16 protein-coding genes are annotated in these 15,013 nt (G+C 67.9%); 7 read left to right on the top strand and 9 right to left on the bottom strand.

The window, feature by feature from the left end; all coding sequences use genetic code 11:
* Window positions 1-9 precede the first annotated feature (9 nt).
* From ASF63_RS05535 to ASF63_RS05545, 3 genes are all read right to left on the bottom strand, one after another.
* A complete protein-coding gene (locus ASF63_RS05535) occupies window positions 10-1,665 on the bottom strand; it encodes a molybdopterin-dependent oxidoreductase (RefSeq protein ID WP_056510549.1) in 1,656 nt (551 codons plus the stop codon).
* A 119-nt stretch (window positions 1,666-1,784) separates the two neighbouring features.
* Window positions 1,785-2,054: a hypothetical protein gene (locus ASF63_RS05540; RefSeq protein WP_056510552.1), complete on the bottom strand. Its 270-nt coding sequence runs from the start codon at window positions 2,052-2,054 to the stop codon at window positions 1,785-1,787.
* A gap of 54 nt (window positions 2,055-2,108) precedes the next feature.
* Entirely contained in the window at window positions 2,109-2,807 is a 699-nt protein-coding gene (locus ASF63_RS05545) for a GTP pyrophosphokinase family protein (RefSeq protein WP_056310262.1), read from the bottom strand.
* Window positions 2,808-2,914: 107 nt separating this feature from the next.
* On the opposite strand from ASF63_RS05545, the gene ASF63_RS05550 reads away from it, so the two are divergent.
* Window positions 2,915-3,274 carry a nuclear transport factor 2 family protein gene (locus tag ASF63_RS05550; RefSeq protein WP_056510555.1) on the top strand — a complete coding sequence of 120 codons (360 nt, stop codon included), beginning with the start codon at window positions 2,915-2,917 and terminating at the stop codon, window positions 3,272-3,274.
* Window positions 3,275-3,371: 97 nt separating this feature from the next.
* Window positions 3,372-5,459: an APC family permease gene (locus ASF63_RS05555; protein ID WP_056510558.1), complete on the top strand. Its 2,088-nt coding sequence runs from the start codon at window positions 3,372-3,374 to the stop codon at window positions 5,457-5,459.
* A 5-nt stretch (window positions 5,460-5,464) separates the two neighbouring features.
* On the opposite strand, the gene ASF63_RS05560 is transcribed toward ASF63_RS05555, so the two are convergent.
* Window positions 5,465-6,871, bottom strand: coding sequence for a PLP-dependent aminotransferase family protein (locus ASF63_RS05560; protein ID WP_056510561.1), 1,407 nt, complete (start codon window positions 6,869-6,871; stop codon window positions 5,465-5,467).
* Between ASF63_RS05560 and ASF63_RS05565 the strand changes: the two genes are divergently transcribed.
* The 3 genes from ASF63_RS05565 to ASF63_RS05575 all read left to right on the top strand — a co-directional run bounded on the left by ASF63_RS05565 (window position 6,870) and on the right by ASF63_RS05575 (window position 9,127).
* Window positions 6,870-7,820, top strand: coding sequence for a DMT family transporter (locus tag ASF63_RS05565; RefSeq protein ID WP_056510570.1), 951 nt, complete (start codon window positions 6,870-6,872; stop codon window positions 7,818-7,820). The two genes, ASF63_RS05560 and ASF63_RS05565, sit on opposite strands and share 2 nt — an antisense overlap.
* A complete protein-coding gene (locus ASF63_RS05570; RefSeq protein WP_056512708.1) occupies window positions 7,820-8,413 on the top strand; it encodes an FMN-binding negative transcriptional regulator in 594 nt (197 codons plus the stop codon). Before ASF63_RS05565 ends, ASF63_RS05570 begins: the two co-directional genes overlap by 1 nt.
* A gap of 120 nt (window positions 8,414-8,533) precedes the next feature.
* Window positions 8,534-9,127, top strand: a complete 594-nt coding sequence (locus ASF63_RS05575) for a GNAT family N-acetyltransferase (RefSeq protein WP_056510572.1) — start codon at window positions 8,534-8,536, stop codon at window positions 9,125-9,127.
* Window positions 9,128-9,421: 294 nt separating this feature from the next.
* Here the strand turns inward: ASF63_RS05575 and ASF63_RS05585 are convergent, their stop codons facing one another.
* The 5 genes from ASF63_RS05585 to ASF63_RS05605 form a co-directional block, all read right to left on the bottom strand.
* On the bottom strand, window positions 9,422-9,733 hold the full coding sequence (locus tag ASF63_RS05585) for an AbrB/MazE/SpoVT family DNA-binding domain-containing protein (RefSeq protein WP_056310275.1): 312 nt from the start codon (window positions 9,731-9,733) through the stop codon (window positions 9,422-9,424).
* A gap of 80 nt (window positions 9,734-9,813) precedes the next feature.
* Window positions 9,814-10,992, bottom strand: a complete 1,179-nt coding sequence (locus ASF63_RS05590) for an SLC13 family permease (protein WP_235560706.1) — start codon at window positions 10,990-10,992, stop codon at window positions 9,814-9,816.
* A 33-nt stretch (window positions 10,993-11,025) separates the two neighbouring features.
* Window positions 11,026-11,382, bottom strand: coding sequence for a YciI family protein (locus tag ASF63_RS05595; protein ID WP_056510575.1), 357 nt, complete (start codon window positions 11,380-11,382; stop codon window positions 11,026-11,028).
* Window positions 11,379-12,653 (bottom strand): RNA polymerase sigma factor, encoded by a 1,275-nt coding sequence (locus ASF63_RS05600; protein WP_056512715.1) that lies wholly within the window; start codon window positions 12,651-12,653, stop codon window positions 11,379-11,381. The genes ASF63_RS05595 and ASF63_RS05600 overlap by 4 nt, the downstream gene beginning before the upstream one ends.
* 95 nt (window positions 12,654-12,748) lie before the next feature.
* On the bottom strand, window positions 12,749-12,919 hold the full coding sequence (locus ASF63_RS05605; RefSeq protein ID WP_235560707.1) for a hypothetical protein: 171 nt from the start codon (window positions 12,917-12,919) through the stop codon (window positions 12,749-12,751).
* A gap of 306 nt (window positions 12,920-13,225) precedes the next feature.
* Here ASF63_RS05605 and ASF63_RS18990 point away from each other — a divergent pair, with 306 nt between their 5' ends.
* Window positions 13,226-13,315, top strand: coding sequence for a potassium-transporting ATPase subunit F (locus ASF63_RS18990; protein ID WP_056510578.1), 90 nt, complete (start codon window positions 13,226-13,228; stop codon window positions 13,313-13,315).
* On the top strand, window positions 13,315-15,012 hold the full coding sequence (kdpA, locus tag ASF63_RS05615) for a potassium-transporting ATPase subunit KdpA (RefSeq protein WP_056510581.1): 1,698 nt from the start codon (window positions 13,315-13,317) through the stop codon (window positions 15,010-15,012). The genes ASF63_RS18990 and kdpA overlap by 1 nt, the downstream gene beginning before the upstream one ends.
* Window position 15,013 lies beyond the last annotated feature (1 nt).

Genomic DNA, 15,013 nt, shown 5'->3' on the forward strand with positions numbered 1-15,013 from the left:
GCACAGGCATCACGAGACGCGGATGAGCGAACGCTGCCAGCCCGACGATCCGTTCGGTGCGATCGGCGCGCGCTCCTCGATCTGCATGTCGCCGTTCTTGTTGATCGCGCGCACGGCCACGTAGTGCGTTCCCGGTGTGGCATCCCACTCCATGAACCACTGCACCCAGGTGTTCTCGTTGATCGGGGCCGAGAGCGTCGCCGGCATCCAGTCACCCTCGTCGATGCGCACCTCGACGCGCTCGATTCCCACCGTCTGCGCCCACGCGACACCGGCGATCGGGATGCGACCGGCATCGACAGCCTGTCCGACCTTGGGGGTGTCGACGCGCGACGCGAACTTGATCGGAGCCTCTGCGCTGTATCCGCGCGGAGTCCAGTAGGCCTCGTCCTTGTCGAACGTGGTGACCTTGAGCTCGGTGAGCCACTTGGTCGCCGAGACGTAGCCGTAGAGCCCCGGCACCACCATGCGCACCGGGAAGCCGTGCTCGAGGGGCAGCGGCTCGCCGTTCATGCCCACGGCGAGGATCGCGTCGAGGTTGTCATCGGTCAGCGCCGACAGCGGCGTGCTGGCGGTGTAGCCGTCGACGCTCTTCGACAGCACCATGTCGGCACCGGACTTCACTCCGGCCTTCTTCAGCACATCGCGCAGCGGAACGCCCAGCCACACGGCGTTGCCGACAAGACCGCCGCCGACCTCGTTCGAGACGCACGTGAGCGTGACCGCGTACTCGTCGAGGCCCATGTCGAGGATGTCCTGGAAGCTCATCTCGACGCGCTGATCGACCATGCCGTCGATCACGAGACGCCACGTGCTGGGGTCGATCGTCGGCACGGTCAGTGCGGTGTCGACGCGGTAGAAGTCCTTGTTCGGCGTGATGAGCTTGGTGAGGCCCGGGATGTCGAGCTCGGCCCCCTTCGGGACGGTCACCGTCGACTTCGGCGACGGGAGCTTGAGGGCGTCACGGATCGACGCGACCGATGCGACCGTCATGCTCACGGTGCGCGAGGCGATGCCCACCACGACCGCGGCGACGCTGGCGATGCCGGCGAGGATGAAGAACTGTCGACGACCCAGCGCCTTCGCGGGCTTCCCGTCGACGGTGTCGGCCTCGGCATCCGCGATCTCGGCGGTCTCGCCCTTGCGGTCGACCATCGCGGCGGGAACCGCGGATGCCCTCCACGCCACAAGGCGACGGGTGAGCAACACGAGGATGACGGACCCGACGATGGTTCCGAGCACGGGAGGCAGGAAGGCGAGCGGCGTGACACCGGCTCTGGTCACGATCGCCGCGGTGGAGAGCGCGCCCGCGACCACCAGGGCGATGACGCCGAGCGGGGGACGGAGCAGCTGCAGGATGCCGGCGATCGCCGACGCGATGACCACCGCGAGACCGAGACCGACCAGCAGGGCGATCTTGTCGTACTCACCGAAAGTCGCGATCGCGAACTCCTTGAACGGCTGGGGCACGATGTCGATCACGAATCCGCCGACGGCGAGGATGGGGCTGGCCGAGCGCGCGAAGATCAGCGCGAACAGCTCGGCGGTCGCAAGGAAGACGAGCCCGCTGATGACGCCCGAGAGGGCCGCCCAGAAGAAGAACCTCCTGCCCCTGCTCTGCCGTGTGCCCGTGCCGCGCTCTTCTGCGGTGCTGCGCTGTGCCATGGTCTGCTCCTTCGCACCGAGGACGGTGTGGTCTCGGGTTGTTCGGAGCAGACGCGCGAACGGATGGTCGCGGCATCGGATGCGGCGCGATCACCGCGCGGCGATCAGAGTCGCAGCGATCAGAGGCGGCGCGCGGTGATGGTGTCGCGGTCCTGCAGTTCGCGCAACGTGCGCAGGCACCTCGAGCAGAGGATCTCGACGCGCCGCGGGTGGTTCTCGCCGCACACGCAGTCGACCGACACACGCCACTTGGCCTTGCGGCCACAGGCGGCATACGCCTCGTCGTCGCCGTGGTCGCACTCGCACAGCTGGCGGCCTCGGTCGATCCCGGGGAGTTCGACGAGGGTGCGCTCGTTGTCCGAGACCGGGGGCTGCTGCGTCTTCACCACCTGCCTATGCTCCAGGGTCACGCGTCCCCGCGCAACACCGCGCCGGGTGGCGCGTCAGACCTGCACGACGTGCGGGGGCGGCGGCGGGGCGAGCTGGCGCTGGGGCACACCGTGGGCCTCGCGGTGCAGGCGCTCCATGCGGCTGTCGAGCTCGGCTGCGGCCTCGGCGGCATCGGTCAGGCTCTCGACGAGGTGCGAGGGCACCTGGTTCGAGAACTTGTAGTAGATCTTGTGCTCGAGGCTGGCCCAGAAGTCCATCGCGATGGTGCGGAACTGCACCTCGACCGGCACCGACAGGGCACCGGTCGACAAGAACACCGGCACCTCGATGATGGCGTGCAGGCTCTTGTAGCCGTTGTCCTTCGGGGTCGCGATGTAGTCCTTGACGGTGACCACGGTCACGTCGTCCTGCGCGGTGAGCAGATCGAACAGACGGTAGACGTCGGCGACGAAGCTGCAGGTCACGCGCACGCCGGCGATGTCGGTGATCTCGGCGCGGATGCGCTCGAAGTCCGGCTCGGCGATGCCCTTGCGGGCGATCTTCTCGACGATGCTGTCTGGAGTCTTCAGCCGGCTCTTGACGTGCTCGATCGGGTTGTACGCGTGGTGGTGGGTGAACTCGTCACGAAGGATCGAGATCTTCGTCTCGACCTCCCGCATCCCGAACTCGTATTCGCGCAGGAAGCGCTGGAACTCATCGCGGAGTTCCCGAGTCTGCTGGATGGCGTCGTCGGTGACCTGGAGGGACGTCATGCATCCGACGTTACGCGTCCGTGATCGGAAGCGGCTGTGGATCGCCGATGAGAAATCGAGTCGCACCCCCGTTGACCATGTCGGAGCCCAGGTCTAGAACGGAGGACATGACCAGCGCAGGAGAGAAGTGGACCGAGGCATACGTCGAAGCCTGGAAGTCGAACGATCCTCAGCAGATCGCGGCACTCTTCAGTGACGATGCGAAGTACCTGACGAGCCCCGATTCCGAGCCTCGCGTCGGTCGAGCCGACATCGTGGCCGGCTGGCTGGAGGATCTCGACGACCCGGATACGTGGTCCTTCGAGTGGTGGATCGTCCGGGAGGATGCCGGTTTCGTGGCGATCGAGGGGCGGACGAAGTATCCCTCCGAACGCGACTACCTCAACCTCTGGATCGTGCGCCTGGATGATGAGGGGCGGGCGACCGAGTTCACCGAGTGGTACATGCCGCGTCCGCACGAGGGCTGACGGAGACCGGCCGAGGCCGTAAGGATTGCGTGAGGACAGCGCATACGCCCCGTAGGGATTCCGTGAGGAACGCGTGAGGAAGGCGTTCGCGGGCGTAGTGTCGCCCGACGTGTCAGATGAAACCCGCGACAACACGGACGCCCCTCCTCGCGCCAAGCGCATCCTCATCGGCGACCCGCTGACGAGTGCGCAGGTCGACGACCAGCTGCTCCCGAAGAAGATGGCACTGCCGATCTTCGCGTCGGACGCACTGAGCTCTGTCGCCTACGCGCCGCAGGAGCTCGTGATGATCCTGCTGATCGGCGGTCTGACGTTCCTGTCGTTCACCCCGCTCGTGGCCGTCGCGGTCGTCGTGCTGCTGATCGTCGTGGTGCTCAGCTACCGCCAGCTCATCAAGGCCTATCCGTCGGGCGGCGGCGACTACGAGGTCGCGTCGAAGAACCTCGGCGAGATCCCCGGCGTCATCGTGGCTGCGGCCCTGCTCGTCGACTACGTACTGACGGTCGCCGTGTCGGTGGCATCCGGTGTCGACAACATCATCTCGGCGGTCCCGGGCCTCGATCCGCTGCGCGTCGAGCTGGCTGTCGGCTTCGTGATCCTCATCATCATCGTGAACCTGCGCGGCGTGCGCGAGGCCTCGCTCGTCTTCGCGATCCCCACCTACGTCTTCATCGCCTCGGTCGGCTTCATGATCGTGACCGGACTGTTCCGCACGTTCCTCGGCGATGCCCCGGTGGCGTCGAGCGCCGAGTTCGCAGTGCACTCCGAAGATCTCGGCCAGGCCGCCGTGATCCTTCTGATCCTCCGCGCCTTCTCGAGCGGATGCTCCGCCCTCACCGGCGTCGAGGCCGTGTCGAACGGCGTGCCCGCCTTCCGCACGCCCAAGGTCCGCAACGCCCAGACCACCCTCGTACTGATGGGCTCGATCGCGGCCTGCCTGTTCGCCGGCCTCACGGCACTCGCCCTGATCACCGGCGTGCACTACGCCGAGAACCCGTGCGACCTGATCGGCTTCGACTGCTCCAACCCGCAGCCGAGCCTGATGGCGCAGATCGCCTCGGCGACGTTCGGCGGCGGCAGCATCCTGTTCTTCATCATCCAGGCGGCGACCGCGTGCGTGCTGCTGCTCGCGGCGAACACCGCCTTCAACGGATTCCCGCTGCTCGGGTCTGTGCTCGCTCGCGACGGCTACGCACCGAAGTCGCTGAACACCCGCGGCGACCGCCTGGTGTTCTCGAACGGCATGATCGTGCTCGGCATCGCCGCGATCGCCGTGCTGGTGATCTTCCAGGCGAAGCTCACGACGCTGATCCAGCTGTACATCATCGGCGTCTTCGTGTCGTTCTCACTGGGGCAGATCGGCATGGTGCGGCACTGGCGGCGCCTGCTCCGCGGCCCGGTCGGCACGACCTCGGGATCGGGCACCGACGGCGCCTCGGCATCCGATCGCCGCTCGGCGAAGATGGGTCTGGTCATCAACTCGGTCGGGGCGGCGATGACCGTCACGGTGCTGCTGATCGTGACGATCACCAAGTTCACCCACGGCGCGTACCTGGTGTTCTTCGCGATCCCCGTGCTCGCCTTCCTGATGATGGGCGTCAAGCGGTACTACCGCGACGTGGAGCACGAGATCGCGATCGATGACACCACCAGGTTCGGCGCCACCGGCGACCTCGCGATCGTGCTCGTCAACCGACTGCAGAAGCCGGTCATCAAGGCGATCGACTACGCGATCGCCGCGAAGCACGGCAAGACGCTCGCGGTGCACGTCGCCGTCGCATCCGACGATGCCACCCAGCTGCAGAAGGACTGGGCCGACCACCTCGTGCCGATCCCGCTCGTGATCGTCGAGTCTCCGTACCGGTCGTTCGCTCAGCCGGTGTCGCAGTTCATCAAGCAGTACCGCGAGAAGCACGGCTCATCGGTCGTCACCGTCTACCTGCCGCAATACATCGTGGGGCACTGGTGGGAGACCTTCCTGCACAACCGTCGCTCGCGTCGCCTCGCGAACCAGCTGATGCTCGTGCACGGGGTGTCGATCACTCTCGTACCGTGGCTGCTCGACTCGTCGGAGCTCATCTACGGTCGGCGTTCGCGGCCCCTGCCCGGCCAGGAGCGCGCTGGCCGCCCGGTCGTGGTGAACGGTCGACGTGCACACCGACCAGAGGGACCGCCCGAGAGCTGAGCCGATCAGGATGCGGCGAGAACATCCCCGAGGATCTCGGCCGCCTCGGTGAATCGCGACGGGTCGGCGTGGGCATAGTTGAGGCGCACATAGGCGCCTGAGGGCTCGGCGGGGAACCACTCGGATCCGGGAGAGATGATGAGGCCGCGGGCCTCGCAGCCGCCGACGACGGACACGACGTCAGTGCCCTCCGGAAGCCGTGCCCACAGGTTGAGGCCACCGGCGGGAACGGTCTCGACAGTCGCGGCCGGAGCACGCTCGGCGAGGCTCGAGAGCAGCAGATCCCGTCGCGCTCTCAGCTGTTCCCGGAAGCCGCGGAGGTGACTTCTCCATGCGGGCTGAGTCACGACGTCGAGCGCTGCGGCCTGCAGCACCCCGCTCACGTACATCGACTCGGCGGCGCGGTCGGCGAGGATGCGTTCGCGCGCCGGGCCGCGGGCGATCACTGCTGCGATTCGCAGCGCCGGTGACACGCTCTTGGTCAGCGAGCGGAGATAGATGACATGGCCGTCGTCATCGAGCGCGGCGATCGGCGAGGGATCGCCGTCGATCGCCAGGTCGTGCGCCCAGTCGTCTTCGATGAGGAAGGCACCGTGTCGCCGCACGCTCTCGAGAACGGCGAGGCCCGTCGACGCGGGCCACCTGGCACCGGACGGGTTCGCGAACGTGGGCTGTGCATAGAACGCGCGAGCTCCGGTCTCGACGAACGCTCGATCGACGGCATCCGGGTCGGGGCCGTGCGGGCCCGAAGGGATAGGCACCAGGACGACCCCTGCCTGCTCAGCGGCGAGCAGCGCACCCCAGTAGGTGGGCGACTCGATCAGCAGCGGCTGGCCTGCCCCGACGGCGGCGCGGAAGATCGAGCTCAGCCCGCTCTGGCTGCCCGCGATCACGAGAGCGTCTCTGGCGGATGCCGGCGTGACGTCAGCCGGTGCGGATGCTGCGAGCTCGGCGGCGAACCATGCCTGGAGTTCCGGCAGCCCGGCGGCCGGGGAGCGGGTGAGCGCCGAGGAGGTGCGCGCCGCGCGCGTGATCGCCTGGCGAACGAGCCGTTCGGGAAGCAGATCGACGGCGGGGTACCCCGAGTGCATGCCGATCGCATCGGGGGCGACGGTGCGCTGCGTCGAGGTGAGGCCGGCGAGTCGGACGGGCGGAGCGCCGAGCGCGGAAGTCTGCCAGCCGTAGTCCGCGGCACGGGGCGGGCGCTGCGCCCGCACGAACGTGCCCGCCCCCGGTCTCGATTCGACCAGCCCCAGTCGCGCCAGGCGCGCCATGGCCTTCTGGACCGTGACCGGGCTCGCACCGTACTCGGCGACGAGGGCTCGATTCGACGGCACGCGAGCGCCTGGCGGGGCCGAAGCGATCCACCGACGGAGACCGGCCACGATCCGGTCACTGCTATCCTGACTCATGAAAGAACAGAGTAGCGTTATCGCCCACGTTCCGGCACCGCTATCTTCACGCGCCGGACTCTGGTGGGGTCTCCTCGGCGTCGCAGCCTTCTCCTTCACGCTCCCGTTCACCCGCATCGCTGTCGGCGGCCTCTCACCGCTTTTCATCGGGTCCGGCCGCGCGGTCGTCGCCGCCGCACTCGCCGCCCTGGCGTTGGCGGCGACGCGTCAGCATCCGCCCACCAGGGCGCAGTGGTGGCGGCTCGCGATCGTCGCCGGCGGCGTGGTCGCGGGATTCCCCCTGCTGACGTCTTTCGCCATGACCGCTGCGCCCGCGAGCCACGGCGCCGTGGTGATCGGCCTGCTGCCGGCAGCGACCGCCGTGATGGTGGTGCTGCGCACTCGCGAGCGCCCCGGACGGGCGTTCTGGTGGTTCGCCGCCCTGGGTGCCGCTGCGGCTGTCGTCTTCGCGTCGATGCAGAACGGCGGTCTCGGCGAACTCCACCGGGCCGATCTGCTGCTGTTCGGGGCAGTGTTCGCGGCAGCCATCGGCTACGCCGAGGGCGGGCTGCTCGCGCGGGAGATCGGCTCATGGCAGACCGTGTCGTGGGCGCTCGTGCTCGCGGCGCCGCTGATGCTCGTGCTGACTCTGGCCTCGGCGGTCGCCGACCCGCCGACCGCCTCGCCGGTGCAGTGGCTCGCCTTCGCCTACCTCGCCGTGGTCAGCATGTTCCTCGGATTCTTCGCCTGGTATCGCGGGCTCGCGATCGGGCCCATGGCCCACGTCAGCCAGATCCAGCTGGTTCAACCCGTGATGGGCATCGCCTGGGCTGCGCTGCTTCTTCACGAGCAGATCGGATGGCCCACCGCACTGGGTGGTATAGCCGTCATCCTGTGCGCCGCGCTCGCGGTGCGCACCCGTCTGAGTCATTCCCGACCCACCACCCACCCGCGACACGAGGAGCCATGATGCGCCACACACCCCGTTACCTGATGACCGACCCGCTCGAGGTGAAGCGCCTCATCCGCGGAAACCCCTGGGCCACCTTCGTGTCACCTGCGAGCACGGGACTGGTCGCCTCGCACTACCCCGTCCTGCTGATCGAGGATGGCGCGGAGATCGTGATCGCCAGTCACTTCGGCCGCCCCGACGAGCGGCTGCACGAGCTGGGCGACCACGAAGTGCTCGTGATCATCCAGGGGCCGCACGACTACGTGTCGCCGAGTCTCTATGCCCCAGGCGACCTCGTGCCGACGTGGAATCACATCACCGCCCACCTCTACGGCACACCCGAACTCCTCAGCGAGGAGGAGAACTACGCCATGCTCTCGCAATTGACCGACCACTTCGAGAGCGGAACCCCGCACGGGCGCAGCCTGTCGGAGGATGAGGCCGGCACGCGTCGCGCAGCGAAAGGCACCGTCGGCCTCAGGATGCGCGTCGAACGCTTCGATGCACGCGCCAAGCTCAGCCAGAACAAGTCCCCTGAGGTGCGTGAGAAAATCACCGGACGATTCGACGAGACGAATGCCGCACTGGCGGCCGAGATGCGGCGCGTGTGATTCCTTGCACCCTCCGGTCGCAGTTCGTGCCGCCCGCGAGCGATCTCGGCGGCACAAAGTGTGACCGGAGCGGGCAGGAGGCGGATGCTGGCCGCGCAGCCGCCTCAATAGGCTGGGGCGATGACCGCTACGCCGCACGCCGATGTCTGGCCCGTCCGCACCGAGCGCCTGCAGATCCGGCCGATGACCGCACCCGACATCGATGCGATGTGGGCGTGGCGGCAGCTGCCCGATGTGAACCGCTGGCTGGGGCTCGCGCCCGACACGATCGAGGCGTTCCGCGAGCGGTACCTCGACCCCGAGCGGCTCGCCTCGATGTACATCGTCGAGCTGGTCTCGGAGAACGGTGAGGCGACCCCGATCGGCGACATCATGATCAGAATCGGCGACGGGTGGGGTCAGCTCGAGGTCGCCGATCAGGCGAAGGGCGTCGAGGCGGAGCTCGGCTGGGTGCTCGATCCCGGGTACACCGGACGCGGCTATGCGACCGAGGCGATCCGCGCGGTGATCGGCGTCTGCTTCGGCCCGCTGGGGCTGCGCCGGGTGCACGCCGGATGCTTCGCCGACAACGAGCCGTCGTGGCGCCTGATGGAACGCCTCGGGATGCGCCGCGAGGAGTTCAGCCGCAAGACCGCGCTGCACCGCTCGGGCGAGTGGCTCGACGGCATGAACTACGGCATCCTCGCGGAGGAGTGGGCGGTCACGGACTCCTGAACACGTCGTGGTCTCCGACGCGACGCCACCGGATCCGGGGTTCATCGTCGACAGTCACGATCTCGAACGTGGCTCGACCGTCGGGCGAGGAGAACGACCAGGTCATCTCGAAGATGCCTGGCGCAGCGCGCATGGACTTGATCCTGAGTGACGCAGGCCAGGGCGTGGACGGATCTTTCGCAAAGGCATCGCAGGCCGGGATGAACTTCTCGCGCAGGATCTTCCGGAACTCAGCGAGATGAGAAGACTTCAGTCTGCGGACATCGGTGTCGAAGCTCGGGGTCGTCTCGAACTTCACTGCTCGGACTCGAGGGCTTCGAGGCTCTCGAGGAAGGCCTCTCCGCTGTCGAACGTCGACACGCGCCCGGCCGCCACGTGCGCATCGACCTCGCGCTCTCGCTGCTGCCATCTCTCGGTCCAGAACCACGCTTGCTCTGCGGGCACGGGCACAGCGGCCCGCAGCTCCACGACCCCATCAGCGCGCTCGGTCACTTCGAGCTGAGTTCCGGGCTCGTTCAGACGTAGGCGTTCACGCACGCTCGCAGGGAGGGCGATGAGGCCGCGGCTCTGCACTCCGACGTATCCATGGAACTCTGCGGTGGACATGTGTCGAGTGTACTGCGATGCAGAGACACAGGGAAGCTGTTTTACAGCATTACAGCATGCCGTTTCTCGGAGGCGACTTCTCAGCCCGAGACGAGCGCGAGGACGAGCGTCGCGACGAGCACGGTCGGCACGGCCACGATCGCACCCCAGAGCATGAGGCTTCCCCAGCGGATCTCGACGCCGAGCGACACCACCCGGTGATGCCAGAGCAGGGTCGCGAGAGATGCCCAGGGCGTGATGAGCGGGCCGAGGTTCACGCCGATCAGCAGTGCCATGAGCGCGACCGGGTCACCGGCGGCGGGTTCGAGGATCAGGTAGGCCGGCAGGTTGTTCACGCCGTTCGCGGCGAGCGCGCCCGCGGCCGAGAGACGCAGCAGCTCGGCGGGTGCGTGTCCGCTGGTCGCGAGGACCGACAGGAAGTCGAGGATGCCGTTCGCATGCGCCGTCTCGACCACGACGAACAGTGCCGCCGCGAGGCCGATCGCCTGCCACGGCACGAGCGACAGTCGCAGTACGTGTCGACGCCGGATGCCGAAGAGAACGATGAGGATCACCGCGGCGACGGTCGCGGGGATCCAGACGTCATGGGTCAGTGCGAGCAGCGGCATCAGCAGCACGAGTGTCGCCGCGGCTCCCCAGAACAGCAGCGGATCAGACGGCTGTCCGCCTGACGGCACCCGGTATCCACCGAAGAGCGTGCGCCGATGGCGCAGGGTGAGGATCAGTACGGGGATCAGGACGCCGACGAGCGTCGGCGCCCAGCTGAGCGCCAGGAACGAGAGCGGGTCGTCGCCGATCGCGCGCGCGGCCAGCAGGTTCGTGAGATTCGAGACCGGGAGGGCGAGGGACGCCGTGTTCGCGAGCCACACGGTCACCAGCGCGAAGGGCAGGGGTGGGATGCCGACGCTCTGCGCGAGCACGACGACGACCGGCGTGACGATCACCGCCGTGGTGTCGAGCGAGAGGAACACGGTGCTGATCACCGCGAGCACCACCACCGACACCCACAGCAGGATGACGCGACCATGCCCCCAGCGCGCGAGGCGCTGGGCGACCACGTCGAACACGGCCGCGTCGCGCGCCAGTTCGGCGACGATCGTGATCGCCACGACGAACCCGAGTACCGGCGCGATGCGGGCGCCGAGCGCCCCGGCATCCGCACGCGGAAGGATGCCGGAGACGATGCAGACGACGGCGACGGCGATGAGCACCAGGACGATGATCGTCCCTGCACTCAGCCGCCGTCGCGTCGCACTCACTCGCTGAGTGTAGATCCGGTCGGTGTGTGACGTTCAGTCCTCATCCCAGGGGAGCTTCACCACGGGCAGGATGTAGACCCGGCCCATGACGGCGGTCGGATGCTTCGCCATGAACGTCGCTGCTTCTTCTATCGACTCTGCGGTGAGGAGGTCGTAGCCCGCGAACCACTCCTTGAACTCGGGGAACGGGCCGTCGGTGACGAGCACCTTGCCGTCTCGCACGGCGACCGACTTCGCCTCCTCGGGCCCGGCGACGGGTGCGCCCTCGCCCAGGCTGCCGTCAGCCCTGCCCTCTTCGGCCCAGTCTTCGAGCAGGCGCTGATCCTCTCCCTGCGGCATCGTGCCGCCGGTCGGATCGGTCATGTGGATCACGAGGTACTTGTTGCTCATCTGCTCTCTCCGTTCGATGCGGTCCCGGGCGTTCCGGGTGCGGGAGGCGTCGCGAGCTCGTCGCGGCGCCGGGTCAGGTGGATGATCTCGGCAGTGTTGTCGGCCAGCGCGATCGCGCGCGCATACGCGTCGCGTGCCTCTGCCTCGCGGCCCGCGGCTCGCAGCAGTTCAGCGCGCGTCACGTGGAACCCGTGGAAGTGGTCGAGCGCGTCGTCCAGCTGCTCGACGAGCGGCAGCGCCTCCTCGGGCGAGTCCCGCTCTGCGAGCGCGACCGCCTTGCTGAGGACGACGACCGGGCTGGGGTCGATCCGCTCGAGCTGCTCGTAGAGTTCGACGATGCGCGCCCAATCGGTGTCGGCGGCATCGTTCGCTCGCACGTGCACAGCGTTGATGTCGGCCAGCAGCCGATGTCGACCGCACGCTGCAGGGAACGGCCCGGCGAGAAGCGCGAGCCCGTCCTCGATGAGCTCGGGGTTCCAGGTCGCGCGGTCCTGCGCGTCCAGCCGCACCAGCTCGCCCTCGGCGGTGACTCTCGCTGCGGCACGCGCCTCGCTGAGCAGCATCAGTGCCAGCAGACCCTCGACCTCCGCGTCGTCGGGCAGCAGCTCGCGGAGGAGGCCGGTGAGCCTGATGGCCTCGCCGGTCAGCTCCCGACGCAGCGCGGGCACACCGGCCCCGGACGCGAGATACCCCTCGTTGAAGATCAGGTAGAGCACCGCGAGCACCCCGTCGATCCGGACCGGAAGATCGTCGGGCGCGGGCATCCGATACGGGATCCGTTCGGTCTTGATCTTCGCCTTGGCCCGGGTGATGCGCTGCCGCACCGTGGACTCCGGGATGAGGAACGCCCGCGCGATCTCTTCGACCGTGAGACCACCGACGATTCGCAGAGTCAGGGCGACACGCGCCTCGAGCGAGAGCGCCGGGTGGCAGCAGGTGAAGAGAAGGCGCAGGCGATCGTCGTCGATGACTCCTGTGGGCTCCGGTGGTTCGGGATCCTGCAGCATCAGAGCCTCCCGCTGCTTGGCGTCACGGAACGACTCCCGGCGGAGCCGATCGATGGCCTTGCGATAGGCCGTGGTGGTGATCCAGCCGGCGGGGTTGGGTGGCACACCCTCTCCCGGCCAGAGCTCAGACGCTGAGGCGAAGGCCTCAGCCGCCATCTCCTCGGCGAGGTCGAGATCCCCGCATCTCCGGGTGAGACCGCCGACGATTCGCGCCCACTCGTCTCGGTACACCTGCGTGACGCGCGACGCGACGTCGGCGTTCACCGAGGCTCCTCGATTCGATTCCGGCGCTGCATCACTCAGACTCTCTCCGTCCGCACGATCGAGCAGGCTCTGCGTCGAGCCTGCCCTCCCGACGATCATCCCGGTTCCCCGCTTCCGCCGGAAGAGATACGTGCCCAGAGGCGGCGAGCGCGCTCACGGAGGGAAGGACGCCGGATCAGGCTCGGATGCTCGAGCGCCGCCCGACGTCGCATGATCTGCTCCTCGGCTTCCTCCGCCTCGAGCCGGTAGACCAGGTTCGCCACCATCGGGTCGTTGTACACAGCCGCCACCGCGTCTCTCGTGTCGTGGGGAGACCGCGTATCGGTCGCCTCCACCTTCACCACGAACGCCGAGACCCGGATGCGACAACGAGGCGCGAGAAAGTTCGCACGAGTCCGAGATGTGAGCATCCCGCATGCATCGCGCACACCCCCGTAGGCAAAGCGTGAGGATCGTCATATTCCGGTCTGCACGGGAGTTGTATCGAGTCTCGTGCTCGACATCATCTACATCGCGCTGACTCTCGCGCTGTTCGCCCTCGTCTCCCTGGTCGCGAAGGGGGTGGAGCGACTGTGATCGTCTTCGAGATCATCGCCACCGCCCTCGCCGTGGCCGCCGTCGTCTACCTCGTGGTGGCTCTCGTCGCCCCGGAGAAGTTCTGATGGGCGCCGGTTCGTCGGTGGGCGCCGACCTCTGGTTCGGCATCCTCCAGGCTGCCGTCCTCATCGTCGCCCTCGTGCTGCTCTACCGCCCCGTCGGCGACTACCTGGCTCACGTCTTCAGCACCCCGCGTGATCTGAAGGCCGAGAGGGGCATCTACCGCCTGATCGGCGTAGACCCGGCATCCGAGCAGACCTGGCGTGCGTACGCCCGCAGCGTGCTCGTGTTCTCGGTCGTCGGCCTGCTGCTGGTGTACGGCCTGCAGCGGCTGCAGGGCTTCCTGCCCGAGTCGCTCGGACTCCCCGCGGTGCCCGAAGGTCTCGCGTTCAACACCGCCGCGTCGTTCGTCGCGAACACGAACTGGCAGTCGTACTCGCCCGAGCAGACCATGGGTTACACCGTGCAGCTCGCCGGCCTCACTGTGCAGAACTTCGTCTCGGCAGCCGTCGGGCTGGCCGTCGCGGTCGCGCTGATCCGCGGCCTCTCCCGCCGCGGATCGACCACGATCGGCAACTTCTGGGTTGACCTGATCCGCGGGCTCGGACGCATCCTGCTGCCGATCGCACTGGTCGGCGCCATCGCTCTGATCGCGGGCGGCGTGGTGCAGAACTTCGCCGGCTTCACCGATGTGACCACCGTCTCGGGCGGCACGCAGACGATCCCCGGCGGACCCGTCGCCTCGCAGGAGGCCATCAAGCTGCTCGGCACGAACGGCGGCGGATTCTTCAACGCCAACTCCGCGCATCCGTTCGAGAACCCGACCGGATGGACCAACCTGCTGCAGATCCTGCTGATCCTCGTGATCCCGTTCGCACTCCCCCGCACGTTCGGGCGCATGATCGGCGACAACCGCCAGGGCTACGCGATCGCGGCAGTGATGGGCACGATCTTCCTGGTCTCGACGTTTGCGCTCTCGGCCCTCGAACTCGCCGGCCGTGGCTCGGCCCCCGAACTCGCGGGTGCCGCCATGGAGGGCAAGGAGGTGCGCTTCGGCATCCTCGGATCCACGCTGTTCGGCAGCGCCAGCACTCTGACGTCGACCGGCGCGGTCAACTCGATGCACGACTCGTACACGGCGCTCGGCGGCATGATGCCGATGCTCAACATGATGCTCGGCGAAGTCGCCCCCGGCGGCGTCGGCTCGGGTCTCTACGGCATGCTCGTGCTCGCGATCATCGCGGTGTTCGTGGGAGGACTGCTCGTCGGCCGCACCCCCGAGTACCTCGGCAAGCGCATCGGCCCGAAGGAGATCAAGCTCGCGAGCCTCTACATCCTCGTGACGCCCACCCTCGTGCTGATCGGCACTGCCCTGAGCTTCGCGATCCCCGGCATCCGCGCGGACGTCGAGGCGACCAGCATCCTGAACCCCGGTGTGCACGGCATGAGCGAGGTGCTCTACGCCTTCACCTCGGCGTCGAACAACAACGGCTCGGCCTTCGCCGGCCTCACGGCGAACACCCCGTGGTTCAACACCGCGCTGGGCATCGCGATGCTGCTCGGCCGGTTCCTGCCGATCGTGCTCGTGCTGGCGCTGGCAGGGTCCTTCGCCGCACAGCAGCGTGTGCCGGAGAACACCGGAACACTGCCCACGCACCGACCGCAGTTCGTCGGCCTCCTGGCCGCCGTCACGGTCATCATCACGGCACTCACCTACTTCCCCGTGCTCGCACTGGGACCCCTCGCTGAAGGACTCGTCTGAC

Origin of the sequence: Microbacterium sp. Leaf320 (genome assembly GCF_001423485.1) — a bacterium.
In the GTDB taxonomy this organism is placed as follows: domain Bacteria; phylum Actinomycetota; class Actinomycetes; order Actinomycetales; family Microbacteriaceae; genus Microbacterium.

What these genes read in the sequence shown, in the direction of transcription:
- ASF63_RS05535 (WP_056510549.1), bottom strand. Translation starts at nt 1,665, where the DNA reads ATGGCACAGCGCAGCACCGCAGAAGAGCGCGGCACGGGCACACGGCAG.
- ASF63_RS05545 (WP_056310262.1), bottom strand. Translation starts at nt 2,807, where the DNA reads ATGACGTCCCTCCAGGTCACCGACGACGCCATCCAGCAGACTCGGGAA.
- ASF63_RS05550 (WP_056510555.1), top strand. Translation starts at nt 2,915, where the DNA reads ATGACCAGCGCAGGAGAGAAGTGGACCGAGGCATACGTCGAAGCCTGG.
- ASF63_RS05565 (WP_056510570.1), top strand. Translation starts at nt 6,870, where the DNA reads ATGAAAGAACAGAGTAGCGTTATCGCCCACGTTCCGGCACCGCTATCT.
- ASF63_RS05560 (WP_056510561.1), bottom strand. Translation starts at nt 6,871, where the DNA reads ATGAGTCAGGATAGCAGTGACCGGATCGTGGCCGGTCTCCGTCGGTGG.
- ASF63_RS05570 (WP_056512708.1), top strand. Translation starts at nt 7,820, where the DNA reads ATGCGCCACACACCCCGTTACCTGATGACCGACCCGCTCGAGGTGAAG.
- ASF63_RS05575 (WP_056510572.1), top strand. Translation starts at nt 8,534, where the DNA reads ATGACCGCTACGCCGCACGCCGATGTCTGGCCCGTCCGCACCGAGCGC.
- ASF63_RS05585 (WP_056310275.1), bottom strand. Translation starts at nt 9,733, where the DNA reads ATGTCCACCGCAGAGTTCCATGGATACGTCGGAGTGCAGAGCCGCGGC.
- ASF63_RS05595 (WP_056510575.1), bottom strand. Translation starts at nt 11,382, where the DNA reads ATGAGCAACAAGTACCTCGTGATCCACATGACCGATCCGACCGGCGGC.
- ASF63_RS05605 (WP_235560707.1), bottom strand. Translation starts at nt 12,919, where the DNA reads ATGGTGGCGAACCTGGTCTACCGGCTCGAGGCGGAGGAAGCCGAGGAG.
- kdpA (WP_056510581.1), top strand. Translation starts at nt 13,315, where the DNA reads ATGGGCGCCGGTTCGTCGGTGGGCGCCGACCTCTGGTTCGGCATCCTC.